Annotated in this window: 21 protein-coding genes and 2 tRNA genes; 4 read left to right on the top strand and 19 right to left on the bottom strand. The window is 71.8% G+C overall.

Going from position 1 to position 22444, the window contains the following annotated elements; all coding sequences use genetic code 11:
* Positions 1-59: 59 nt before the first annotated feature.
* The 7 genes from DEJ35_RS04595 to DEJ35_RS04625 all read right to left on the bottom strand — a co-directional run bounded on the left by DEJ35_RS04595 (position 60) and on the right by DEJ35_RS04625 (position 9245).
* Positions 60-3785: an AAA family ATPase gene (locus DEJ35_RS04595; protein ID WP_111192136.1), complete on the bottom strand. Its 3726-nt coding sequence runs from the start codon at positions 3783-3785 to the stop codon at positions 60-62.
* A 31-nt stretch (positions 3786-3816) separates the two neighbouring features.
* A complete protein-coding gene (gene mutM / locus DEJ35_RS04600; protein WP_111192137.1) occupies positions 3817-4788 on the bottom strand; it encodes a bifunctional DNA-formamidopyrimidine glycosylase/DNA-(apurinic or apyrimidinic site) lyase in 972 nt (323 codons plus the stop codon).
* Positions 4789-4792: 4 nt separating this feature from the next.
* Positions 4793-5518: a ribonuclease III gene (rnc, locus tag DEJ35_RS04605; protein WP_173034235.1), complete on the bottom strand. Its 726-nt coding sequence runs from the start codon at positions 5516-5518 to the stop codon at positions 4793-4795.
* 13 nt (positions 5519-5531) lie between these two features.
* On the bottom strand, positions 5532-5735 hold the full coding sequence (gene rpmF / locus DEJ35_RS04610) for a 50S ribosomal protein L32 (protein ID WP_017888273.1): 204 nt from the start codon (positions 5733-5735) through the stop codon (positions 5532-5534).
* Positions 5736-5790: 55 nt separating this feature from the next.
* Entirely contained in the window at positions 5791-6363 is a 573-nt protein-coding gene (locus DEJ35_RS04615) for a DUF177 domain-containing protein (RefSeq protein ID WP_071405664.1), read from the bottom strand.
* Positions 6364-6492: 129 nt separating this feature from the next.
* A complete protein-coding gene (coaD, locus tag DEJ35_RS04620) occupies positions 6493-6978 on the bottom strand; it encodes a pantetheine-phosphate adenylyltransferase (RefSeq protein WP_111192138.1) in 486 nt (161 codons plus the stop codon).
* Positions 6979-7016: 38 nt separating this feature from the next.
* On the bottom strand, positions 7017-9245 hold the full coding sequence (locus DEJ35_RS04625; protein ID WP_258378432.1) for an ATP-dependent DNA helicase RecG: 2229 nt from the start codon (positions 9243-9245) through the stop codon (positions 7017-7019).
* Positions 9246-9342: 97 nt separating this feature from the next.
* Here DEJ35_RS04625 and DEJ35_RS04630 point away from each other — a divergent pair, with 97 nt between their 5' ends.
* Positions 9343-9903: an RsmD family RNA methyltransferase gene (locus DEJ35_RS04630; protein WP_110859112.1), complete on the top strand. Its 561-nt coding sequence runs from the start codon at positions 9343-9345 to the stop codon at positions 9901-9903.
* Between the two features lie 93 nt (positions 9904-9996).
* Here DEJ35_RS04630 and thiL read toward each other — a convergent pair whose 3' ends face one another.
* On the bottom strand, positions 9997-10992 hold the full coding sequence (gene thiL, locus DEJ35_RS04635) for a thiamine-phosphate kinase (RefSeq protein WP_111192139.1): 996 nt from the start codon (positions 10990-10992) through the stop codon (positions 9997-9999).
* Between the two features lie 24 nt (positions 10993-11016).
* Here thiL and DEJ35_RS04640 point away from each other — a divergent pair, with 24 nt between their 5' ends.
* Entirely contained in the window at positions 11017-11502 is a 486-nt protein-coding gene (locus DEJ35_RS04640) for a DUF3515 family protein (RefSeq protein ID WP_110859114.1), read from the top strand.
* Positions 11503-11608: 106 nt separating this feature from the next.
* On the opposite strand, the gene DEJ35_RS04645 is transcribed toward DEJ35_RS04640, so the two are convergent.
* The 6 genes from DEJ35_RS04645 to leuC all read right to left on the bottom strand — a co-directional run bounded on the left by DEJ35_RS04645 (position 11609) and on the right by leuC (position 18094).
* A complete protein-coding gene (locus DEJ35_RS04645; protein ID WP_071244873.1) occupies positions 11609-12691 on the bottom strand; it encodes a D-alanine--D-alanine ligase family protein in 1083 nt (360 codons plus the stop codon).
* A 59-nt stretch (positions 12692-12750) separates the two neighbouring features.
* Entirely contained in the window at positions 12751-13764 is a 1014-nt protein-coding gene (locus tag DEJ35_RS04650) for an NAD(P)H-dependent glycerol-3-phosphate dehydrogenase (protein WP_110859161.1), read from the bottom strand.
* Positions 13765-13843: 79 nt separating this feature from the next.
* Positions 13844-14668, bottom strand: a complete 825-nt coding sequence (locus DEJ35_RS04655) for a 1-acyl-sn-glycerol-3-phosphate acyltransferase (protein ID WP_110859115.1) — start codon at positions 14666-14668, stop codon at positions 13844-13846.
* Between the two features lie 5 nt (positions 14669-14673).
* Positions 14674-16041 carry a UDP-N-acetylglucosamine 1-carboxyvinyltransferase gene (gene murA, locus DEJ35_RS04660; protein WP_110859116.1) on the bottom strand — a complete coding sequence of 456 codons (1368 nt, stop codon included), beginning with the start codon at positions 16039-16041 and terminating at the stop codon, positions 14674-14676.
* Entirely contained in the window at positions 16041-16637 is a 597-nt protein-coding gene (leuD, locus tag DEJ35_RS04665; RefSeq protein ID WP_110859117.1) for a 3-isopropylmalate dehydratase small subunit, read from the bottom strand. The genes murA and leuD overlap by 1 nt, the downstream gene beginning before the upstream one ends.
* A complete protein-coding gene (gene leuC / locus DEJ35_RS04670; RefSeq protein WP_111090488.1) occupies positions 16637-18094 on the bottom strand; it encodes a 3-isopropylmalate dehydratase large subunit in 1458 nt (485 codons plus the stop codon). The genes leuD and leuC overlap by 1 nt, the downstream gene beginning before the upstream one ends.
* Positions 18095-18274: 180 nt before the next feature.
* Here leuC and DEJ35_RS04675 point away from each other — a divergent pair, with 180 nt between their 5' ends.
* Positions 18275-19342, top strand: coding sequence for an FUSC family protein (locus DEJ35_RS04675; protein ID WP_110859119.1), 1068 nt, complete (start codon positions 18275-18277; stop codon positions 19340-19342).
* Positions 19343-19624: 282 nt separating this feature from the next.
* On the opposite strand, the gene DEJ35_RS04680 is transcribed toward DEJ35_RS04675, so the two are convergent.
* From DEJ35_RS04680 to DEJ35_RS04700, 5 genes are all read right to left on the bottom strand, one after another.
* Complete coding sequence (locus DEJ35_RS04680; protein ID WP_027465908.1) at positions 19625-20230, bottom strand: histidine phosphatase family protein; 606 nt, start codon at positions 20228-20230, stop codon at positions 19625-19627.
* The gene (gene crcB, locus DEJ35_RS04685; RefSeq protein WP_110859120.1) at positions 20227-20616 is read right to left on the bottom strand and encodes a fluoride efflux transporter CrcB; all 390 of its coding nucleotides are present in this window, start codon (positions 20614-20616) and stop codon (positions 20227-20229) included. The genes DEJ35_RS04680 and crcB overlap by 4 nt, the downstream gene beginning before the upstream one ends.
* Entirely contained in the window at positions 20613-21059 is a 447-nt protein-coding gene (locus tag DEJ35_RS04690) for a CrcB family protein (RefSeq protein ID WP_110859121.1), read from the bottom strand. Before DEJ35_RS04690 ends, crcB begins: the two co-directional genes overlap by 4 nt.
* Before the next feature lie 106 nt (positions 21060-21165).
* A tRNA-Glu gene (locus tag DEJ35_RS04695) sits at positions 21166-21241 on the bottom strand.
* A gap of 33 nt (positions 21242-21274) precedes the next feature.
* A tRNA-Glu gene (locus DEJ35_RS04700) sits at positions 21275-21350 on the bottom strand.
* A 103-nt stretch (positions 21351-21453) separates the two neighbouring features.
* On the opposite strand from DEJ35_RS04700, the gene DEJ35_RS04705 reads away from it, so the two are divergent.
* Entirely contained in the window at positions 21454-22359 is a 906-nt protein-coding gene (locus DEJ35_RS04705) for a DUF72 domain-containing protein (RefSeq protein WP_111192140.1), read from the top strand.
* Positions 22360-22444 lie beyond the last annotated feature (85 nt).

Raw genomic sequence — 22444 nt, forward strand, 5'->3', positions numbered from 1 at the left:
AGGCGCGGTGCCAGCTGGCACCGCGCCTCCCGTCTGTACTCAGGTCGCGACCAGGACGCCTACGCGACCGCGTCCGCCGGCTCGCGCTTCTGCACCCGCTGCCCGACGACGGCGGAGACGCCGTCCTGCCGCATCGACACCCCGTACAGGGCGTCGGCGATCTCCATCGTCCGCTTCTGGTGCGTGATGACGATGAGCTGGGACGACTCGCGCAGACGCTCGAACACGGTCAGCAGGCGGCCCAGGTTGGCGTCGTCGAGTGCCGCCTCGACCTCGTCCATGATGTAGAACGGCGACGGCCGGGCGGTGAAGATCGCGACGAGGAGCGCCACCGCCGCCAGGGACCGCTCGCCGCCGGACAGCAGGGTCAGGCGGTCGATCTTCTTGCCGGCGGGCTTCACCTGCACGTCGATCCCGGTGCCGAGCAGGTCGGTCGGGTCGGTCAGGTTGATGGACCCCGAGCCGCCCGGGAACAGGATCGGGAAGATGACGTCGAACGCTTCCTTCGTGTCGTTGAACGCGGACTCGAAGATCGTCTGCATCTTCGTGTCGAGCTCGTCGATGATCGTCAGCAGGTCCGTCCGGGTCTTCTGCAGGTCCTCGAGCTGCTCGGCGAGGAACGCGTGCCGCTGCTCGAGCGCCTGGAACTCCTCGAGCGCGAGCGGGTTGACCTTGCCGAGCTGTCCGAGGTCGCGCTCGGCAGCCTTGAGCCGGCGCTCCTGCTCGGCGCGGACGTAGGGCACGGTCTCGACGTCGGCGGGGTCGACCTCGTCGGTCGTGTCGAACTCGGGCAGCGCGGGGCCGCCGGGCAGGGTGGACTCGGCGTCGACGAGGGCCTCGTCGTCGGTGTCGGTACCCGCTTCTGCCGCTGCTTCCTCCGGCTCGGTCACGCCCGCGGCTTCGGCGGCGGCTGCCGCCGCGCGCTCCGCCTCGCGGTGCTTCCGCGCGCGCACCCGCGGGTCCACGAGCACGTCGACCGGCACCGGCACGTGCGGCCCGTACTCGGCCACCAGGACGGCCTCGGTCAGCCCGAGCTCGCTCTGCGCCCGGTCGAGGACGCCGGACACGTGCAGCTTCTTCTCGTAGATCTCCATCTCGAGCGAGTGCACGCCGTCGGTGATGGTCTGCAGGCGGTCCCGGAGCTCGCGCTCCTCGTTGCGGATCGTCTGCAGCTCGGTGTTGCGCTTCGACCGCTCGGCTTCTTCCGTCGCCAGCTGCACGCGGGCTTCGGCCAGCGAACGATCGACCGCCCCGAGCACCCCGGGCAGGTCGGCGAGGACGGCTTCGGCGGTCCGGATCTGGCCGCGTCGGATGACGGCGAGCCGCGCGGCTTCCTCGGCAGCGGCGCGCTCGGCCTCGAGCTGGCGGTCGAGCTGGTCGGCGCGGTCCCGTTCGGCGCGCACCCGCTCGCGCACGGTCTCGACCTGGATCCGCTGCTCGACCTCGGCGGCACGTGCGGACTCGAGCGCGTCCTGCAGCGCGGGACGCTCGGAGGCGTCGACCACGGGACGCTCCTGCTCGGTGAAGGCACGGTGGGCCGACTCGGCCTCGGCCAGCACCGCCTCGGCGGTCTCCACGGCGCCGTCGGTCTCGGCCAGCGCGGCACGCAGCCGTTCGACCTCGGCCGCGGCGTTCTCCGCCTTCGCCCGCGTCGATGCGCTCGTGCGGTCGTACTCGGCCTTCGCCCGCGTGTAGGCGCGGGATGCTGCGTCGGCCTCGTCCGCACGGCGGCGTGCGTCCTCGACGGCGCTGCGTGCGGCCTGGAGGCCCGTGGCCGCATCCTCGGCGTCGGTCGCGATCGCGTCGCATCGCGTCACGGCGTCGTCGCGCTCCGCGACGAGCTCGATGCGCGAGGTCACGCGCTCTCCGCCGCCGGTCACGCGGACCGCACGGACGAGGTCGCCGGACCGCGTGACCACGGTGGCGTGCGGGGCGGCCGTGAGCACCGCCGCCAGGTCGAGGTCGTCGGCCTCCGCGACCAGCGTGTCGCGCAGGATCGACGCGAGCGCCGGCGGTCCCTGCACCAGGTCGGTGGCACGGCGGACGCCGGCCGGCAGGGTCTCGGGCAGGGCCGCGGGGACGGGCGCGGCGTCCGCGACGACGACGTCGATCCGGCCGAGGTCAGCAGCGCGGGCGTGGTCGACGGCGTCGAGCGCGGCACCGCGGTCATCGGCGAGGACGGCGTCGGCGAGTCCCTCGAGGGCGGTGGCGATCGCGGCCTCGAACCCGGGCGACACCGTCAGGCTGTCGGCCAGGCGACCGACGACGCCCGCGCGACCGGCGTCGATCAGGGCCTGCGAACCGTCGCGGACCTCGATCGACATGCCGAGCGCGGCGACCCGGGCGTCGAGGGCGTCCCGCTCGCGTTCGAGGGCGTGGAGGCGGTCGCGCTGCTCGTCGCGCGTGGTCTGGGCCCGTTCCAGCTCGGCGCGCGCCTGCTCGAGTGTCTGCGCGAGCGCGGTCTCGTCGACCCCCTCGGACGGGTCGACACCGAGTTCGGCGAGGGCCGCCGCGGCACGCTCGGCACGCTCCCCGGCCTCGGCCAGTGCCCGCTCCCGCCGCTCGCGGTCGGCGACGGCGGAACCGCGCTTCGACCGGGCGACGTCGACGGCGCTGGCGAGCCGCTGCGCCTCGAGGTCGTGCTGCGAGACCCGGGCCGCCTGGGCGGCGATGCGTTCGTCCAGGGCGTCCAGCGCGGCGCGGGCGTCCTGCACCGCGCGGGCGGTCGTCGCCGAGCCGCCCTGCATCTCGTCGGCTCGAGCGGCGAGGCGGTCGGCCTCGGCTCGGACCCCGGCGACCTGCTCCTGGGTGACGGTCGGGCCCTGCTGTGGAGCGTCGGCCTGCTGCGCGAGGAACATCAGGCGCTGGTTCGCCAGGCTCGACAGGCCGCGGAGGCGCTCCTGCACGCTCTCGAGCCGGTGCACGACGGTGCGGGCGCGGTCGACGTCGTCGCCGACCATGCTCTGCTCGACGTGCTGCTGGCGCACCCGGGTCTGGTCGAGCCGCTCGGTCAGGACGATGCGCTCGGACTTGCGGCCGGCCTCGACCTCCTGGTGCTCGTGCAGCTCGCGGCGCAGGCGCACCACGTCGTCGGCGAGGACGCGGGCCTTGGCGTCGCGGAAGACCGCGGCGACCGACTGGGCCTTGCGTGCGACCTCGGCCTGACGTCCGAGGGGTTTCAGCTGCCGTCGGATCTCACCGGCCAGGTCGGACAGGCGGGTCAGGTTCGTCTGCATCGCGTCGAGCTTGCGGAGGGTCTTCTCCTTGCGGCGACGGTGCTTCAGGATCCCCGCGGCCTCCTCGATGAAGCCGCGGCGGTCCTCCGGGGTGGCGTGCAGCACCTTGTCGAGCTGCCCCTGCCCGACGATCACGTGCATCTCACGGCCGAGGCCGGTGTCGCTCAGCAGTTCCTGCACGTCGAGCAGCCGGCAGTTCTCGCCGTTGATGGCGTACTCGCTGCCACCGTTGCGGAACAGGGTGCGCGCGATCGTCACCTCGGAGTACTCGATCGGCAGCAGGCCGTCGCTGTTGTCGATGGTCAACAGCACCTGGGCGCGACCGAGCGGACCGCGGGTCGAGGTGCCGGCGAAGATGACGTCCTCCATCTTGCCGCCGCGCAGGGTCTTCGCCCCCTGCTCCCCCATCACCCAGGCCAGGGCGTCCACCACGTTCGACTTGCCGGAGCCGTTCGGGCCGACGATGCACGTCACGCCCGGCTCGAACGCGAACGTCGTCGGCTGCGCGAAGGACTTGAACCCCTTGATGGTCAGGCTCTTCAAGTACATGCGGTCTCCGGATGCTCTGGTTGGCGTCAGGCTAGCGCGTGCGGGCGCGGGGACGGGGTTGGCACACGGGGCAGATGTGGCTCGACCGGTTCATGAAGGCCTCGCGCACGATCGTCGTGCCGCAGCGCGGACACGGCTTCCCCTGCTGCCCGTAGACGTTCAGGCGCTGCGAGAAGTACCCGGACTGCCCGTTCACGTTGACGTACTGGGCGTCGAAGCTCGTGCCGCCGTCCTCGAGCGCCCGGCGCAGGATGACGCGGACCTCGTCGAGCAGCCGTCGCAGGTCGGCACGGGTGAGGCGGTCGGCGGCGCGGTCGTAGTGCAGCTTCGCGGCCCAGAGCGACTCGTCGGCGTAGATGTTGCCGATGCCGCTCACCACGCCCTGGTCGAGCAGCACCCGCTTGATGCCGCTCGAACGCTTCCGCGCCATCGCGGCGAACCGGTCGTCGTCGAACGCGGGGTCGAGCGGGTCACGGGCGATGTGCGACACCTGCCCGGGCACCCATCGGCGCCACACGGCGTCGGGGTCGATCGCGTCGACCTGCCCGCCGAACCCGGCGGGAGCACCGTCGATCGTCGGCACCATCGCGTCGATCGCCATCGAGCCGAACGTGCGCTGGTCGACGAACTCGAGCTCCACGGCGGGCTCCGCGGCACCAGAGCGGTCGGTGCCCGCGGGCTGCACGTCGATGAGGATCCGCCGGTGCTTGGCCGCCGGTCGACCACGGCCGAGCAGGATCTGCCCGCTCATGCCGAGGTGGGCGACGAGTGCCTCGGGGCGATCCCCGTCGTACTCGGGCTGCAGCGGCATCCAGAGGAACTTGCCCCGGCGGACGGCAGCGGCGATCGTGCGACCGGTCAGTCGGTCGGCGAAGTCCTCCGAGGGGCCGTCGTGCCGGGTGAGCGCACGGTCGTCGACCACGTCGACGTGCAGGACCCGCGCACCGCTGACGGCGGGTTCGAGGCCGGCGCGGACGACCTCGACCTCGGGGAGTTCGGGCACGCGGTCAGGCCGCTCGACCGGACAGCCGGGTCCAGGCGTCGAGCGCGGCGGCCATCTCGGCGGCCTTCTTGCTCGACCCGGTGCCGGTGGCGATGTCCTCGCCCTGCAGGACGACCGTCGCCATGAAGGTCTTGTCGTGGTCCGGGCCGGTCTCGGTGACGCGGTAGGCCGGGTTGCCGAGCGAACGACTCGAGGCGAGCTCCTGCAGGCTCGTCTTCGGGTCCATCGCGGCTCCGAAGCGGTCCGGGTCGATCATGAGCGGCTCGACCAGGCGGAGCACGAGCTCGGTGGCCGGGTCGGGGCCGGCGGACAGGTACGTTGCGCCGATGACGGCTTCGACGGTGTCGGCCAGGATCGACGACTTGTCGCGCCCGCCGGTCTGTTCCTCGCCCTTGCCGAGGCGCAGGTAGCGGCCGAGCCCGATCATCCGGGCGATCTCGGCCAGCGCCACGGTCGACACCAGGCTCGCCCGACGCTTGGCGAGGTCACCCTCGTCGAGGTCGGGGAACGACCGGTAGAGCTTCACGGTCACGGCCTGGCCGAGGATCGAGTCCCCGAGGAACTCGAGGCGCTCGTTGTGCTTGATGCCCCCGTGCTCGTAGGCGTAGGAGCGGTGCGTCAGGGCGAGCTGGAGCAGCTCGAGGTCGATGTCGGCCCCGAGGATGCCCTGCAGACGAACGACGTCCGGCCCCGCGGGGCGAGACCCCGCAGCGCCGGACGTTGTCGTCATGCGTTCGGTCCGATCAGACGTCGGCGACCTTGCGGCCCTTGTACTCCATGTACAGGGGCGTGCCGGCCGAGTCCTCGACGACCTTCGCGCGGTGCGGGAGGCTGTAGGTGACCTGACCGTTCTCGATCGTCTTCACGAGCTGGATCGGCGTGGCCTTCCACTGCGAACGACGGGCGTGCGTGTTCGCACGGGACTGCTTGCGCTTGGGAACGGCCATGGTGAATCTCTTTCGGTTGGTCGGTGGTCGGTACGGGGGCTGGCGGTGTCGGGACCTACTCGGTCTCGGCCCGCTCCTCGCCCTCGGTGGTCTTCGGTGCGGTGGTGTCACCGTCGGTGCTGTCGTCGAGCTCGATCGCGCTGAGCGCTGCCCAACGAGGATCCAGCACCTGACGAGCGGGCTGCTCGCCGAGGTCGGCCAGACGCTCGCCCGTCACCGGGTCGAGTCCTGGGCAGTCCGGTCGGCAGACCGGCTGGAACGGCAGCGACAGCACCACCGCATCTCGAACGACCTGTTCGGTGTCCACGTGGTCATCGCGAACGAAGAAGTCGAAATCCTCCGAGGCATCATACGCGAACAGCTCGGCGAAATCGACCTCGATCGGTTCGCTGATGTCGATGAGGCAGCGCGAGCACTCCCCCGTGGCGTCGGCCGAAGCGTGTCCGGACACGAGGACACCCTCGTGCAGGCCTTCGAGTTTGACGTCGATGTGCAGTTCGGCACCCTGTCGGACGCCGATCAGACCGGCCCCCATCGCGTCGGGCACCTCGATGTCGAGCGAGTGCTCGCGCATCTCACCCGGCCGGTGCGCGAGGTCGCGCACGCGCAGGGCGTAGGGGCTGTTCACGGGGGAAGACACGATCGACAAGCCTAGCGCGATCGGGGCCGAGAGTCGAGGTGGCGACAGGCGTGTCCGGACGCGGTGGGCTCAGCGAGCGTGCTGGGTATGCTGGGCGGGCGCGCTCAGCGGGCGTGCTCAGCGGGCCGCGAGCGCGTCGGCGACCGTCTTCGGGACGTAGGGCGTGACGTCACCGCCGAGGGACGACACCTGGCGGATCAGCGAGCTCGACACGTGCGCCCGTGACGCCTCCGGCAGCAGGAACACCGTCTCGACGTCGGCCAGGTGGCGGTTCATGATGGCCATCGGGGTCTCGTACGCGACGTCCTCGCCGGACCGCACGCCCTTCACCAGGACCTTCGCCCCGACCTGCCGGCAGTAGTCCACCAGCAGACCGGATGTCCACTCGCCCACCGTGACCGTGTCCGGCGCGCCGACCTCGACCAGCGACTCGCGGATGAGCCGCACCCGGTCGACCGCCTCGAACATCGCCGGCTTCTTGTCGGGGTTGTGCACCACGAGGACGTGCACCTCGTCGAAGAGCCCGGCCGCGCGGCCGATGACGTCGAGGTGCCCGAGGGTGACGGGGTCGAAGGAACCGGGGACCACCGCGATCTGCGCCATGGCAGCGACGATACCGCGCGGGCCGTCGTGCTCCGGGGTCAGTTCTTGCCGAGGAACGCCGCGTCGGACTCGTCCAGGCGCCGGGCGAGGGCGTCACGGAGGGCCGGGGACCCCTCGAGTTCGGGATCGGGTTCGAGCACGCGCTCCGCTTCTTCGCGCGCGTCGACGATGAGGTCGGCGTGCTCGACCACCCGGAGCAGGTTGAGCGAGGACCGTCCACCGGACTGCCGTTCGCCCAGGACGTCGCCCTCGCGTCGGAGCTCGAGGTCGACCCGCGCGAGCTCGAACCCGTCGTCCGAGGCGGCCACCGCGTCGACGCGCTCGCGCGAGGTGGTCTCGAGCTCGGCCGAGGTGACCAGCAGACAGACGCCGGCCCACTGCCCACGACCGATGCGGCCGCGGAGCTGGTGGAGCTGCGAGACCCCGAACCGGTCGGCGTCGAGGACGGCCATCATCGCCGCGTTCGGGACGTCGACGCCGACCTCGATCACGGTCGTCGCGACGACCACGTCGAGGTCGCCGGCGGCGAATGACGTCATCACGCGGTCCTTCTCGTCGGCGGTCATCCGACCGTGCAGGACCGCGATCGAGCGCCCTTCGAGCACGGGCATGGTGCGCATCCGCTCGGCGGTGGCGAGCACGGTCGCCGGGGCGCGCTTCGGGGTGTCGTCCTGGCCCTCGGCCGGCTCCGGCTCGCCGTCGTCCTCGGTGTGGGCGTCGTCGATGGCCGGGCAGACGACGAACGCCTGGCGGCCCTTGGCCAGTTCTTCGGCCATGCGGGACCAGATCCGGGGTTCCCACCCGGGGTGCTCCGCCAACGGGACCGTGAAGGTCTCGACACCGGCGCGCCCCGACGGCATGCCCGTGATGGTCGAGACGTCGAGGTCGCCGAACACCGTCATCGCGACGGTGCGCGGGATCGGCGTCGCCGTGAGCACGAGCACGTGCGGCGGGGTCGTCCCCTTGGTGCGGAGGGCCTCGCGCTGCTCGACACCGAAGCGGTGCTGCTCGTCGACCACCACGAGCCCCAGCTCGGCGAAGTCCACCCGGTCGCCCAGGAGCGCGTGGGTGCCGACGACCAACCGAGAGCTGCCCGACGCCGCGGCGAGCAGGGCACGGCGACGTTCGTCGGTGGACTGCGACCCGGTCAGGATCACCGGTCGCAGCTCGGCGGCCAGGTCCGGCCCGAGGAACTTCACGATGGAGCGCAGGTGCTGGGCCGCCAGCACCTCGGTCGGGGCGATGAGCGCGGACTGGCCACCGGACTCGGCCACCGTGAGCATCGCCCGGATCGCCACGAGGGTCTTGCCGGACCCGACCTCGCCCTGGATCAGCCGGTGCATGGGCCAGGTGCGGGCGAGGTCCTGGTCGATGTCGGCACCGACGGCCCGCTGGTCGTCCGTCAACGTGAAGGGCAGGGTGGCGTCGAAGCGCTCGAGGATGCCACCGGGGGCGGCCACGCGCGGGGTGGCCGCGGTGCGACGGGCCGCGATCCGGCGCTGCACCAGGGCGGTCTGCAGCACGAACGCCTCGCGGTAGCGCAGGGCGTCCTGCGCGCGCTTGAAGTCCGCGACCTTCTCGGGGCGGTGCAGCAGCTCGAGGGCACGGCGGAACGGCACGAGGTCGAGCCGGGACCGCGCGGACGCCGGCACCGGGTCGGGCAGGTCCGGCAGGGTGTCGAGGACGATCCCGATGGACTTCGCGATCTGCCACGACGTGAGTGAGGCCGTTGCCGGGTAGATGGGGATCGGCTGGCGCGACCACCGGATCGCTTCGTCGGAACCGGGCTCCGCCGTGGCGCGGGGGTCGTCGGGGTCGAACAGCTCGTAGTCGGGGTGGGCGAGCTGCCGGGCACCCCGGTAGTCGCTGACCTTGCCGGAGAAGATGCCCCGGGCGCCGGGTACGAGGTCCTTCGTGCGCCACCCCTGGTTGAAGAACGTGAGGGTGAGCAGGCCCTTGCCGTCGCCGATCTTCGCTTCGAGGATCGAGCCGCGGCGCGCGCGCATGGTGCGTTCACGGACGTCGACCACCTCGGCCACGATGGTGACGGGTTCGCCGATCGCGAGCGAGTCGAGGGCCGTCAGTGCACCACGCTCGGCGTAGCGGCGGGGCGCGTGCTCGAGGAACTCCCCCACCGTGCGGTAGCCGAAGGCCTTCTCGATCGCGGTCGCCGTCCGACCGCCGAGCACGTTCGCGAGCCGCGCGTCGAGCGGCGCCGGACCGAGGTCGGGCGCGGCCGGCGCAGCGGGGGTTCCGGAGGTGACCACGCTCCAACGGTACCGGGCACGACCGACCCCACCCGCGCCTCCCGAGCGGCCTGTGGAGAACACCGGACCGGACCCGCCGGGCCGATACGGTGGCTGCATGACCCGCATCATCGCCGGCGCCGCCGGCTCCCTGACGCTCCGGGTGCCGAAGTCCGGCACCCGCCCGACGAGCGACCGCGTGCGCGAGGCGCTGTTCTCGTCGCTCGAGGCACGGGGGCTCGTCGAGGCCACGTCGGTGGCCGACCTGTACGCGGGCACGGGCGCGCTCGGGCTCGAGGCGGCGTCCCGCGGTGCGGCCGAGGTGGTCCTGGTCGACCGGGCATCCGCCGCCGCGCAGGCCTGCCGGGCGAACGCGAAGGCCGTGCAGCAGCGGGTGCCGGGCGTCCGGATCGACGTGCAGCCACAGCCGGTGCTCGGGTACCTGCGCGGGACCGTCCGCACCTTCGACCTGGTGTTCATCGACCCGCCCTACGACGTCACCGAGCACGAGCTCGCCGAGGTGCTCGAGGCCCTGGCGCCGAAGCTGACGCCGGATGCCGTCGTGGTGGTCGAGCGGAGCAAGCGCTCCCCCGAGCCCACCTGGCCGGCCGGGCTGGAGCCGTTCAGCAAGCGCAGCTACGGCGAGACCGTCGCGTGGGAGGCCGTCGCCGCCGGCTGAGGCGTTCTGCGCGTGTGCACGCGCTCTGCGACAGTGCACCTGTCGAACGACGCGTGTTCTGTCGCAACACGGTCGTGCACCGACCTGGCCGGGTCAGCCGGCGGCGCCGTCCCAGTCGGCGTAGGGGTCCCAGCCGGTCGTCGGCACCGCGGCACCGGCGCGCAGCAGGTCCGCGTCGCCACGCTCCCGCACGACACCGATGCGCCGGAAGCCCCCGGGCAGGATCACGTCGGCCGGGAACGTGGCCAGCAATCCGTGGTCTTCGCCACCGTGCAGCGCCACCTCGTCGAGGTCGGTGGTGGCATCGAGTTCGAGCGTCACCCGGCTGGCACGGGCGAGCCGACCGGCGTCGATCGCCAGGCCGTCGGACAGGTCGAGCATCGCGGTGGCCCCGGCTCCGGCCGCGAGCGGCCCGTCGGCGATCGGGGGCACCGGGCGGCGCTGGCGTCCGACGTCGGGGTCGACGTCCGCGCCGCTCGCGACCGTCGCGGTGCGGTCCGGCTCGCCCCGGCCGTCGACGCCGTCGCGGAACAGCCGGGACAGCCCGCGGGCGGCACGCCCGAGCTCGCCGGACACCGCGAGCACGTCACCGACGCTCGCGCCCGACCGCAGCACGGGCGCCCGGCCCAGCAGGTCGCCGAAGGCGGTGACGGCCACCGTGAACGTCGCCGAGGTGGAGAGGTCTCCCCCGACGACCCCGCACCCCGGCGCGAGTGCGTCGACGGCGAGCCGGAAGCCGTCGGCGATGCCCTCGAGGACGGACACGGGGGTGTCCTGCGGTGCGGCGAGGGCGATCACGAGGCCGCTCGGCACGGCACCCATCGCGGCGACGTCGGACAGGTTCGTGGCGGCCGCCTTCCAGCCGATGTCCGACGGCGACGACCACGCCCACCGGAAGTCCGGACCGTGGACCATCATGTCCGTCGTCACGACGAACCGGCCGTCGGGGGCGGCCACGACCGCGCAGTCGTCTCCGGGGCCGAGGATCGGCGTCCCTGCGGGCAGGCGGCTCGTGATCCGGTCGAGGACGACGAGTTCGCCGAGCTCCCCCACCGTCGGTCCGGCCCAGGCGTCGTCCGTCGCATCCACACGAGAACGGTAGCCTGGACGGCGATGGACACCGCGCGCCGCACCCCTCGCACCCTCGCGATCCTGGGGGCCGTGATCACCCTCGCCGCCGGGCTGACCGGGTGCACGAACGCCGTGTCGATGTCCGCCGCGCCGTCGGCGAACGCAGCGGCGTGCGCCGCCGTGCAGGTCCGGTTGCCCGCGACCGTGGACTCGAAGTTCGACCTGCGGAACACGAACGCGCAGGCGACCGCTGCTTGGGGCGACCCCGAGGTGGCGATCTACCACTGCGGTGTCGCCGTCCCCACCGTGTCCGACCTGCCGTGCTTCTCGCAGGGCGGCGTGGACTGGATCCGCGACGACCGGGGCGACCAGGTCGTCTTCACGACGTTCGGTCGGTCACCGGCAGCGCAGGTCGTGGTCGACTCGACGAAGACCACGTCGACGGTCGTGCAGGAGCTGTCCGACGCCGTGTCGTCGCTGCCGAAGGACGGTCACGAGTGCCTCGACCCCGACGACGTGCAGGGTTGACCCAGCGGACGGAGCAGCGCCAGCTCAACCAGCGCCTCGACCCCGACGACGTGCAGGGCTGAACCCCGCCTGACGCTCGCGCGCCGATCGGGCCAGCACGGCCTGGTCAGCGGACGGCCGCGCGACCCAGCTCGATGAGCTCGGTGATCAGCTCGCCGTAGGACACGCCCGACGCCGCCCAGCAGCGCGGGTACATCGACAGCGGCGTGAAGCCCGGCATCGTGTTGACCTCGTTCACGACGAAGCCGTCGTCGGTCAGGAAGCAGTCGACACGGGCCAACCCGGAACCACCGATGGCCTCGAACGCGCGGGCACCGATGGAGCGGATCTCGTCGGTTTGGTCGTCGGTCAGCGGTGCCGGGCAGAGCAGCGACTCGTCGCCGCCCAGGTACTTCGACGCGAAGTCGTAGAAGCCGTCCTCGGCCACCACGATCTCGCCCGGCAGGCTCGTGCGCGGCACACCGTCACGCCCCTCGAGCACGGCGACCTCGACCTCGCGGCCGACCACACGGGGCTCGACGATCACCTTGGAGTCGTGCTCGAACGCCAGGTCCATGGCGGCACCCAGCTGCGAGGGCTCGTCGACGCGTGAGACACCCATGCTCGACCCGGCGCGAGCCGGCTTGACGAACAGCGGCCAGCCGTGCGCGGCGATCGTCTCGGCGACGTCCACCGGGTCGGCCGCCCACTGCCGGCGGAGCACGGTGGTCCACGGTGCGACCCGCAGCCCGGCGTGCTCGAGCACGGCCTTGGCGACGTGCTTGTCCATCGCCAGGGCGCTCGCGAGCACGCCGTCGCCGACGTACGGCAGCCCGGCGATCTCGAGCAGGCCCTGGATCGTGCCGTCCTCGCCGAAGGGGCCGTGCAGGATCGGGAACACCACGTCGACCGGGATCGCCGTGACCGTGCCGTCGGGGTGGGACACGACGAGTTCGTTGGTGGCCGGCGAGGTCGGGAACGCGATCCGCGTGCCGTTGTCGGGCACGGTGGGCAGCGCGCCGTCGCGGATGGTCCACTGCGCCGGGTCGTCGGACTGCAGCGTGAAGGCACCGTCCTGGGTGATCCCGATCGGCACGAGGTCGTACTCGGCCCGGTCGACGACGTCCATGATGCCGCCGGCGGTCACGCAGCTGATCTCGTGCTCGCTCGAGCGACCGCCGAAGAGCACGGCGACGGTGGTCCTGGGCATGGGGGTTCCCTCGGGGATCGTGGGCACGGGAGTCCCTTCGTGACTCGGTGCGGGACCGGTCACTCGCCCTGCGGCTCGTCGGTCTCGGTGAGGTGCGGCGCGATGTTGCGCGGATCGAGCCTACCGGCGAGGACCTCGCCGACCTGGCTGACGATGGGCATGTCGACGCCGTTCGCCGCGGCCAGCTCGAGGATCGGTGCGACCGAGGCCAGCCCCTCCGCCGTCTGGTTCATCTGGCGGACGACCTCGTCGAACCGGTAGCCCTGGCCGAGCAACCGCCCGGCGGTGTTGTTCCGCGACAGCGGTGACTGGCACGTGGCGATGAGGTCGCCGAGGCCCGCGAGCCCGGACAGCGTGGACGACTGCGCGCCGAGCGACACCGCGAAGTCGGTCATCTCGGCGAGGCCGCGCGTGATGATCGAGGCCTTGGTGTTCTCGCCGTAGCCGACCCCGTCGACGATGCCGATCGCGACGGCGATGAGGTTCTTCAGCACGCCGCCGAACTCGGTGCCGATGACGTCGGTGTTGATGAACGACCGGAAGTACGGGTTCGTCGCGACTGCGGCGACCTCGGTGGCGGTCTCCAGCGAGGACGACGACACCACGGCAGCGGTCGGCTGCCGTCGGGCGATCTCGAGCGCCAGGTTCGGGCCACTGGCCACCGCGATGCGATCCTGGTCGATGCCGAGGCCCTGCAGCAGGACCTCGCTCATCCGCAGTCCCGTGCTCTTCTCGACGCCCTTCATCAGGCTGACGACCGGCACGTCCGCGGGCAGCAGCTCGCGGATCGCGGCGAGGTTCGAGCGCAGGGTCTGCGAGGGCACCGAGACGTACACCTGCGAGGCGCCGTCGAGCACGCGCTCGAGGGACGTCGACGCGGTCAGGGTGCGGGGCAGGTTGATGCCGGGCAGGTAGTCCGAGTTGCGCTTGGTCTCGGTGATCTCGCGGGCGACCTCGGGGCGGCGGGCCCACACCACGGTGGACGCACCGCCCTCGGCCAGCACCTTCGCGAACGTGGTGCCCCAGCTGCCGGCACCGATCACGGCCACCCGGGGCTTGTCGGTCGACTGCATGACCACCCGGATCGCGGCGGTGTCGAAGGCCCCCGGAGCCGCGGCGGCGGGGTCGGGTCGGTCGTCGTGGGGTCGGAGGTCACTCAAACCGGCCGGTCTCCTTCTGGTTGTTCGCCGCCGGGTCCCAGCGGGTCGCGGGTGCCCGCTCGCCACGGAGCACCTCGAGCAGCGCGGTGATCTCGCGCATGACGAGTTCGGTGGCCGCGCCGAGCATCTGCTGGTCGATCTGCCGGCCGCGGTACGCCGACAGGTCGACCGGGTCACCGATGATCACGTCGACGCGGGACGGCGGGAACAGCCGGAGCTTCTTGCCGTACCGCGCCATGATGTTCTGCGTGCCCCAGTGGGCCATCGGGATGAGCGGCACATCGTTCTCGAGCGCGATCCGCACCGCACCCGTCTTGCCGCGCATCGGCCACAGGTCGGGGTCGCGGGTGAGCGTGCCCTCGGGGTAGACGATGATCGCCCCGCCCTGCTCGACCAACGAGCGTCCGCCCCCGAGCGGGTCGCTCAGGCGCGTCCGGCCGGAGCGTTCGACCGGGATCTGTCCCATGCCGGACATGAGCTTGCCGACCACGGGGACCTTGAACAGCGACGCCTTCGCGAGGAACCGCGGCGCCCGCTTCGAGATGTACACGGCGGTGCCCACGACCAGGGGGTCGATGTTCGTGAAGTGGTTCGGCGCGAGCACGAACGCACCCTCGGCCGGCAGGCGGTTCGGGCCGTGCCAGTGGTAGCGCGCCGAGAACCGGAACGTCGGGATGACGATCGAGGCGACGATCCGGAACGCGGTGTTCAGCTCACCGCGGCGCCACCGGCGCCCTCGCACGGGGAGGCCGGTCGTGACCTGCGCGTCGGAGCCGCCACGGGCCTCCAGACCGTCGCCCTTTCCTGCAGCCCGCACTGCGCCTATCCAGCGAAGTCGAAGTCGGCGCCGAGCTTGCGCAGCTTCGGGATGAAGTGCTCGTAGCCGCGGCTGATGATGCCGACGTTGGTGATGTGCGACTCGCCGTCGGCGGTCAGCGCCGCGATGAGGTGGCTGAACCCGCCGCGCAGGTCGGGGACGCGGACGTTGGCGGCGTGCAGCTTCGTCGGACCGGTGATGACGGCGGCCTGCTCGAACGGGCGGCGGGCGACACGACGGTCGTGGCCGGGCAGCCCCTCCTTGTGCACGACGATGTCGGCACCCATCTCGTTCAGGGCGTCCGTGAAGCCGAAGCGGTTCTCGTAGACGGTCTCGTGCACGATGCTCCGGCCGTCGGCCTGCGTCAGCGCGACGACGAGCGGCTGCTGCCAGTCCGTCATGAAGCCGGGGTGCACGTCGGTCTCGATGACCACGGGCTTCAGGGTGTCCAGCTCGCGGTAGAACCGGATGCCGTCCTCCTGGATGTCGAACCCGCCGCCGACCTTGCGAAAGACGTTGAGGAACGTCATGAGCTCCTGCTGGTTCGCACCCTCGACGAAGATGTCGCCGTTCGTGGCGAGCGCGGCGGAGGCCCAGCTCGCGGCCTCGTTGCGGTCGTTGATCGCGCGGTGCGTGTAGCCGCGGAGCGACTCGACGCCCTCGATGAAGATGACGCGGTTCGGCTCGACCGAGACGATGGCGCCCATCTTCTGCAGGATCGCGATGAGGTCCATGATCTCGGGCTCGATCGCGGCGTTCCGCAGCTCGGTGACGCCCTTGGCGAGGGTCGCCGAGAGCAGGACCTGCTCGGTCGCGCCGACGCTCGGGTACGGCAGCTCGATCGACGCGCCCTTCAGGCCGTCCGGGGCCGTCAGGTGGATGCCGTTGACCTGCTTGTCGACGACCGCACCCATGGCGCGGAGGGCGTCGAGGTGGAAGTCGATCGGGCGGTCGCCGATGCGGCAGCCGCCGAGGTCGGGGATGAACGCCTCGCCGAGCTTGTGCAGCAGCGGACCGCAGAACAGGATCGGGATGCGGCTCGAACCGGCGTGCGCGTCGATCTCGGCGAAGTGCGCCGACTCGACCCGCGACGGGTCGAGGATGAGTTCGCCTCGTGCAGGATCGGTGATGCGCACGCCGTGCACCTCGAGCAGCCCGCGGACCACCTTGACGTCGGAGATGTCCGGCACGTCACGGAGGATCGACGGGGTGTCACCGAGCAGCGACGCCACCATGGCCTTGGTCGCGAGGTTCTTCGCCCCACGGACCTCGATGCGTCCCACGAGCGGCTTGCCCCCGCGGATGACGATCTCGTCCGACTTGAGGCCCACGCGCGCCCCTGCGGCCGCTGCGTCCTGTACGAGAGAGTTCACTACTTCACCGGCAATGTCTTCGGCCGCCAACTGGAGCGGCGGGATTCGAACTCCGTGATCGAGGTCTCGTCACGGAGGGTGAGCCCGATGTCGTCGAGCCCTTCCATCAACCGCCAACGAGTGTAAGCGTCGATCTCGAAGGGGACGTCCACATCCCCCAGCGACACGCGCTGCGTCACGAGGTCGACCGTCGCCTCGATGCCCGGGTTCGCCTCGATGGCGGCCCACAGACGCTCGACCTCCGGTTCGGTCACGATCGCCGTGACCAGGCCCTGCTTGCCGGCGTTGCCCTTGAAGATGTCCGCGAAACGGGGTGAGACGACCACCGTGAAGCCGAAGTCGCGGAGCGCCCAGACGGCGTGCTCGCGGGACGATCCGGTGCCGAAGTCCGGCCCGGCGACGAGCACACGGGCACCCTGGTAGCGCTCCTGGTTCAACACGAAGTCGGGGTCCTGCCGCCAACCGGCGAACAGGGCGTCCTCGAAGCCGGTCTTGGTGACGCGCTTCAGGTAGACCGCGGGGATGATCTGGTCGGTGTCGACGTTGGACCGCTTGAGCGGCGCGGCGATGCCGGAGACGGTGGTGATCTTGTCCATCAGAAGGTCCCCTCGGTGGCGGTGGCGGACGTCGCCGCCGCGATCTCGTCGTCGGTCTCCAGGTCCCACGGGCTGGACAGCGTGCCGCGCACCGCGGTGGCCGCGGCGACGAGCGGCGACACCAGGTGCGTGCGGCCGCCCTTGCCCTGGCGACCCTCGAAGTTGCGGTTCGAGGTGCTCGCGCAGCGCTCCCCCGGTGCCAGCTGGTCCGGGTTCATCCCCAGGCACATCGAGCAGCCGGCGAACCGCCACTCGGCACCGAACTCGGTGAACACCTGGTCGAGCCCCTCGGCCTCGGCCTCGAGCCGGACCCGCGCGGAGCCGGGCACGACCATCACCCGGACGCCGTCGGCCTTGGTGCGGCCCTTGATGATCGACGCGAAGGCCCGCAGGTCCTCGATGCGCGAGTTCGTGCAGGACCCCATGAACACCGCGTCGACGGCGATGTCCTTCATCGGGGTGCCGGCGGTGATGTCCATGTACTCCAGCGCGCGGCGAGCAGCGGCCTGGTCGTTGGGGTCGCTGTAGGCGGCCGGGTCCGGCACGCTCTCGGACAGCGAGACGCCCTGGCCGGGGTTCGTGCCCCAGGTGACGAAGGGCTCGAGCTCGTCCGCGTCGATGAACACCTCGGCGTCGAACACGGCGTCGTCGTCGGTGGCGAGGGTCTCCCAGTACGCGACGGCGTCGTCCCAGTCCTGACCGGTGGGCGCGTGGTCGCGGCCCTGCACGTAGTCGTAGGTGGTCTCGTCGGGGGCGACCATGCCGGCGCGGGCACCGGCCTCGATCGACATGTTGCAGATCGTCATGCGGCCCTCCATCGAGAGCGCGCGGATCGCGGAGCCGCGGTACTCCAGCACGTAACCCTGTCCACCGCCGGTGCCGATCTTCGCGATCACGGCCAGGATGATGTCCTTCGCCGTCACCCCCGGGCGCAGCGTGCCCTCGACCGTGATCGCCATCGTCTTGAAGGGCTTGAGCGGCAGGGTCTGCGTCGCGAGGACGTGCTCGACCTCGGACGTGCCGATGCCGAACGCCATCGCGCCGAAGGCCCCGTGGGTGCTGGTGTGCGAGTCGCCGCAGACCACGGTGATGCCGGGCATGGTCAGGCCGAGCTGCGGACCGACCACGTGGACGATGCCCTGCTCCTTGTCGCCCAGGGAGTGCAGCCGGACGCCGAACTCCTCGCAGTTGCGACGGAGGGTCTCGATCTGGATCCGGCTCGTCGGGTCCGCGATGGGGCGGTCGATGGCGAGCGTCGGGGTGTTGTGGTCCTCGGTCGCGATCGTCAGGTCGAGGCGACGCACCGGACGCCCGGCCTGCCGCAGGCCGTCGAACGCCTGCGGACTCGTCACCTCGTGCACGAGGTGGAGGTCGATGTAGAGGAGGTCCGGGTTGCCGTCCTCGCCCTTGACCACGACGTGGTCGTCCCACACCTTCTCGGCGAGCGTCTTTCCCATGAGCTCAGCCCTCCTCGTCCTCGTCGTTGCGCCGCGACCGCGGCCCGATCAGGCGACTCTACCATTGGTATACCAACGCGGGACACCCGGCCCGCCGCAGGCCCGGCACCCCGCCACGGCGTGGCCTGGAGGCCCGTGGCGACTCCCCGAGACCCGTCGCGGTGGGAGGATGGTGACGCCATGACGACACCTGCGCACTCGACCCGGACCATCAACCTCGAGGGCGCGGCACGCGCCGCGATCGCCGGTGGCGCACCGCTCGCGCTGCTCATCGCCCTCGGCATGCCGGGGTACGCCGCCTTCGCCATGTTCGCCGGGTTCACCGCCATCTTCGGTGCGACCGAGCCCTACCGGCAGCGTGCCGTCACCACCGGTGTCGCGGGTGCACTGCAGGCGCTCTGCATGTTCGCCGGCATCGGGGTCGGGCTCGTCGGGTCGCCGCTCTGGCTGCAGGCCGTGGGTCTCGTCGTCGTCCTGGTGGTCGCGGTCTGCACCCTCTCCACGCTCCGGGCGATCCCCGCGCAGCCGATCTTCCCGGTGTTCGCGTTCGTCGTGTCCGCACTCGTGCCGATGCGCCCGGCGGACGTCCCGCTCGTCACGACGATCATCGTCTGCTCGGTGGTCTGGGCCTGGCTCGTCGCGATGTCCGGTGCGGTGCTCCGCCGGTTGTTCCACCCGCACGCCCCGCACCGGTTCCGCCCGCTGGCCGACCGCAAGCACCGGTCGCTCGCGGTCCTGCGGACACCGGCGCTGTGGGAGACCGTCGCGCTCAACGTCGTCGGGTCACTCGTCGCCGGTGCCGTCGCGGAGTCGATCCCCGGGCTCGGGCACCCCTACTGGGCGGTCATCGCGGTGGTCTCGACCCTGCCGGCGATCCGCCAGCGGCACACCGTGGTCCGCGCCGGGCAGCGTGTGGTCGGCACGATCGGCGGCACGGTCATCGCGGTCGGCATCCTGCTGCTCGAGCCGTCGGCGTGGTGGATCGTCGTGCTGGCCGTCGTCGGGCAGTTCTTCGCCGAGATCTTCGTCGCCCGGAACTACGCCGTGTGCCTGCTGTTCCTCACCCCGCTCGCCCTGGCGGTGTCGTGGTTGAGCCTGCCCGAGGCACCCCAGCTGCTGGCGCTCGACCGCATCGCGCAGACCGTCCTCGGTGCCGTGGTCAGCGTGGGGCTGCTGCTCGTCGGGCGTGCGATCGAGCGCCGGCGTGGCCGTGCCCTGGGTGCGACGAGCGCGATCCGGACCGTCTGAAGCGCCCGGTCGTCCCGGGCGTACCTGGTCGAACCGGGCGTACCTGGTCGAACCGGGCATACCGGGTCGAATCGGGCGTACCGGGTCGAAACCGGGCGTACCTGGTCGTTCGTTTCGACCAGGGACGCCCGATTCCGCCTGCCATCGCGCGTGACAGGGGAAGGAACGGGCGCAGACGGCGGACGGGAGGCCCGTGGCGGCGCCGCCACGGGCCTCCCGTTCGTCCGTGGTCGCGATCACCGCGTCCGTCGCGGTCGCGAGCCCGTCCGGCCCACCACGGCGTCAGTCGCGCGGCTGGATGTTCCAGGCGTCGATGACGGGGCGGCCGTGCTCGTAGCCGAGGATGCTGACCGAGGCGGTGCCGAGCTTCAGCACGGCGCCGTCCTGCGGCGCGAGCCGGATCCACGCGGCACCGAGCGCCCGCAGCACGTGGCCGTGGGCGATGAACACGGCGTCGTGGCCCTCGGCGAGCACCGGACGGGCACGGTTCAGGATGCGCTCGACGCGGACCCGCACCTCGGCGGCGTTCTCACCGGGGGTGTCACCGGCGGGGACCCCGTCGGTCCAGAGGTCCCACGGCCCGTGGCGCAGCACCTTGATCTGCGGGGTGGTGAGGCCCTCGTACGCGCCGTAGTCCCACTCGTACAGGTCCTCGTCGAGCTCCGGCTCGACGCCGATCAGGTGCGCGGTGTCGCGGGCGCGCTGCAGCGGGCTCGACAGCGCCAGCGCGAACGACCGGTCCCCGAGGTACCGGCCCGCGCGCTTCGCCTGCTCGACACCGTTGTCGGTGAGCGGGATGTCGGTGCGGCCGGTGTGCTGCCCGCTCTTCGACCACTCCGTCTCTCCGTGACGGACGAGGACGAGTTCGCCGGGGCGTTCCGAGGTCATGAGTTCCTTCCGATCCAGAGGCCGAGCGCAGCTGCGCCGACCGAGACGACGAGCATCCCGAGGCCGTTCAGGACGGCGAGCCGGGTCTTGCCGGATCGGAGGAGCTGTACGGTCTCGACGCTCGCCGTCGAGAACGTCGTGTACCCGCCCATCATGCCCGTCCCGAGCACAGCGACCGTCGAGGCGGGGATGGTGCCGGCCTGCCCGAGGCCCGTCAGGACCCCGAGCACGAGCGATCCGGACACGTTGATGAGCAGGGTCCCGACCGGGAACCCGGCGAACCGCGAACCGGCGACGCGGCCCTTCACGACGCCGTCGAGCACGAAGCGCAGGGCGGCGCCGGCTCCCCCGCCGACGGCGACCAGGACCAGTTCGGCCGGGCTCATCGGGCGTCCTGCAGCGGTTCGGGGCGGGTGCGGGGCCGGGTGGCCGCGGCGACCCACAGACCGAGGACGACAGCGACGAGTCCGAGCACGACCGACAGCAGGGCGAACCCGCTGCCGGCCGTCCAGTGGCCGAGGTCGAGCAGCTGCGCGGTGTCGTCCGCGAGCGTGCTGTAGGTCGTGAAACCGCCGAGGACGCCGGTGCCGACGAACAGCCGGACCGCGCGACGACGACTGACGTCCGGGCCGCGGCGCGCGAGCGCGTCGAGCAGGAACCCGAGGCAGAACGCCCCGACGACGTTGATCACGAGGATGGTCCAGCTGATCCCGTCGTGCGCGGGGAACGCCGTGGCGAGGAGTGCGCGGACGGCCGTCCCGATCGCGCCGCCGAGGGCGACGAGGGCGACGAGCCTCCAGCGCAGGTGCGGTGGGCGTTCGGCGTGCATCGTGCTCCCGTCGCGAGGCGATCGTCCCCCGGACGACGGGGTCGATCCAGGCTAGTCGAGACGACGAAACCCCCGCCGAGCCGGAGCTGGACGGGGGTTTGCGTACTGGTGACCCCAGCGGGATTCGAACCCGCGTTACCGCCGTGAGAGGGCAGCGTACTAGGCCGCTATACGATGGGGCCGCGGCTGTTGTCGGACTCGGAGCATGTCACCTGTGGTGACCCCAGCGGGATTCGAACCCGCGTTACCGCCGTGAGAGGGCAGCGTACTAGGCCGCTATACGATGGGGCCGTTCCGACAACTCGACAAGTATTGCACAAGGCTCGCATCCGCACCAAAACGGGGCGTGTCGCCCGGGTGTGCCGCCGTGTCGGAGCTGGCATACGGTGGATCGATGACGGCCGACCACGACGCGATCGCAGCGCCACGACACGTCGGCGGCAGCCCCTCGGCGACGGTCCGGATCGGCCTGTCCGGGTGGCAGTACGACGGCTGGCGTGGGGACTTCTACCCCGAGGGCCTCGCGAAGCGGCGGTGGCTCGAGCACGTGGCGTCGCGGTTCCCGACGGTGGAGCTGAACGGATCCTTCTACTCGCTGCAGCGTCCGGCGCGCTACCGGGCGTGGCGTGCGGCCTCGGGCGGGCAGCCGTTCCGGTTCGCGGTCAAGGGCGGCCGGTACGTCACGCACATGCTGCGGCTGCGGAACGTCGAGACCGCGCTGGCGAACTTCTTCGCCTCGGGTCCGCTGGAGCTCGGGGACACCCTCGGACCGGTGCTCTGGCAGCTGCCCGAGCGCCTGCTGCCGAAGCCGGAGGTGCTCGACGCGTTCCTCGGGGTGCTCCCCCGGACGCACGGTGCGGCCGCTGAACTCGCACGCCACCACGACGACAAGGTCACCGAGGAGCCGGACGGTCTCGTGGAGCCCGAGGAACCGGCGTGTTCGATCCACCACGCGCTCGAGGCCCGGGCAGCCGGCTTCGGCGACGAGCACCTCGACGTGCTGCGCCGACACCGCGTCGCCCTCGTCGACTCGCACGCCGGCGACTTCCCCCGCTTCCGGGCGGACACCGGGGCACCGCTCGCGTACCTCCGGCTGCACGGTGCACCCCGGACCTACCACGACGGGTACTCGCCCCGGGCACTCGGCGGGTGGGCGACGACGGTCCTCGAGCACGTAGAGGCCGGCCGTGACGTCTACGTGTACTTCGACAACGACGCCGAGCGGCACGCTCCGTGGGACGCCCTGGCGCTCGACCGCCTGGTCGCGGCGCGACTGCGCCGGCGGGCGCCCGACCAGTGAGCAGAAGAAGCCGGGTGCGTGGACGCGACCCGTCGCGTTCTGCTCACTCGGTGACGGACGGGAGGCCCGCGGCGGCGCCGCCACG

The sequence above is a fragment of the Curtobacterium sp. MCPF17_051 genome (assembly GCF_003234595.1).
Taxonomy (GTDB): Bacteria; Actinomycetota; Actinomycetes; order Actinomycetales; family Microbacteriaceae; genus Curtobacterium; species Curtobacterium flaccumfaciens.

Coding starts and splice junctions, on each gene's coding strand:
- DEJ35_RS04595 (WP_111192136.1), bottom strand. CDS start 3,785: ATGTACTTGAAGAGCCTGACCATCAAGGGGTTCAAGTCCTTCGCGCAG.
- rnc (WP_173034235.1), bottom strand. CDS start 5,518: ATGACGACAACGTCCGGCGCTGCGGGGTCTCGCCCCGCGGGGCCGGAC.
- rpmF (WP_017888273.1), bottom strand. CDS start 5,735: ATGGCCGTTCCCAAGCGCAAGCAGTCCCGTGCGAACACGCACGCCCGT.
- coaD (WP_111192138.1), bottom strand. CDS start 6,978: ATGGCGCAGATCGCGGTGGTCCCCGGTTCCTTCGACCCCGTCACCCTC.
- DEJ35_RS04630 (WP_110859112.1), top strand. CDS start 9,343: ATGACCCGCATCATCGCCGGCGCCGCCGGCTCCCTGACGCTCCGGGTG.
- DEJ35_RS04640 (WP_110859114.1), top strand. CDS start 11,017: ATGGACACCGCGCGCCGCACCCCTCGCACCCTCGCGATCCTGGGGGCC.
- DEJ35_RS04645 (WP_071244873.1), bottom strand. CDS start 12,691: ATGCCCAGGACCACCGTCGCCGTGCTCTTCGGCGGTCGCTCGAGCGAG.
- DEJ35_RS04650 (WP_110859161.1), bottom strand. CDS start 13,764: ATGCAGTCGACCGACAAGCCCCGGGTGGCCGTGATCGGTGCCGGCAGC.
- leuD (WP_110859117.1), bottom strand. CDS start 16,637: ATGGACAAGATCACCACCGTCTCCGGCATCGCCGCGCCGCTCAAGCGG.
- leuC (WP_111090488.1), bottom strand. CDS start 18,094: ATGGGAAAGACGCTCGCCGAGAAGGTGTGGGACGACCACGTCGTGGTC.
- DEJ35_RS04675 (WP_110859119.1), top strand. CDS start 18,275: ATGACGACACCTGCGCACTCGACCCGGACCATCAACCTCGAGGGCGCG.
- DEJ35_RS04680 (WP_027465908.1), bottom strand. CDS start 20,230: ATGACCTCGGAACGCCCCGGCGAACTCGTCCTCGTCCGTCACGGAGAG.
- crcB (WP_110859120.1), bottom strand. CDS start 20,616: ATGAGCCCGGCCGAACTGGTCCTGGTCGCCGTCGGCGGGGGAGCCGGC.
- DEJ35_RS04690 (WP_110859121.1), bottom strand. CDS start 21,059: ATGCACGCCGAACGCCCACCGCACCTGCGCTGGAGGCTCGTCGCCCTC.
- DEJ35_RS04705 (WP_111192140.1), top strand. CDS start 21,454: ATGACGGCCGACCACGACGCGATCGCAGCGCCACGACACGTCGGCGGC.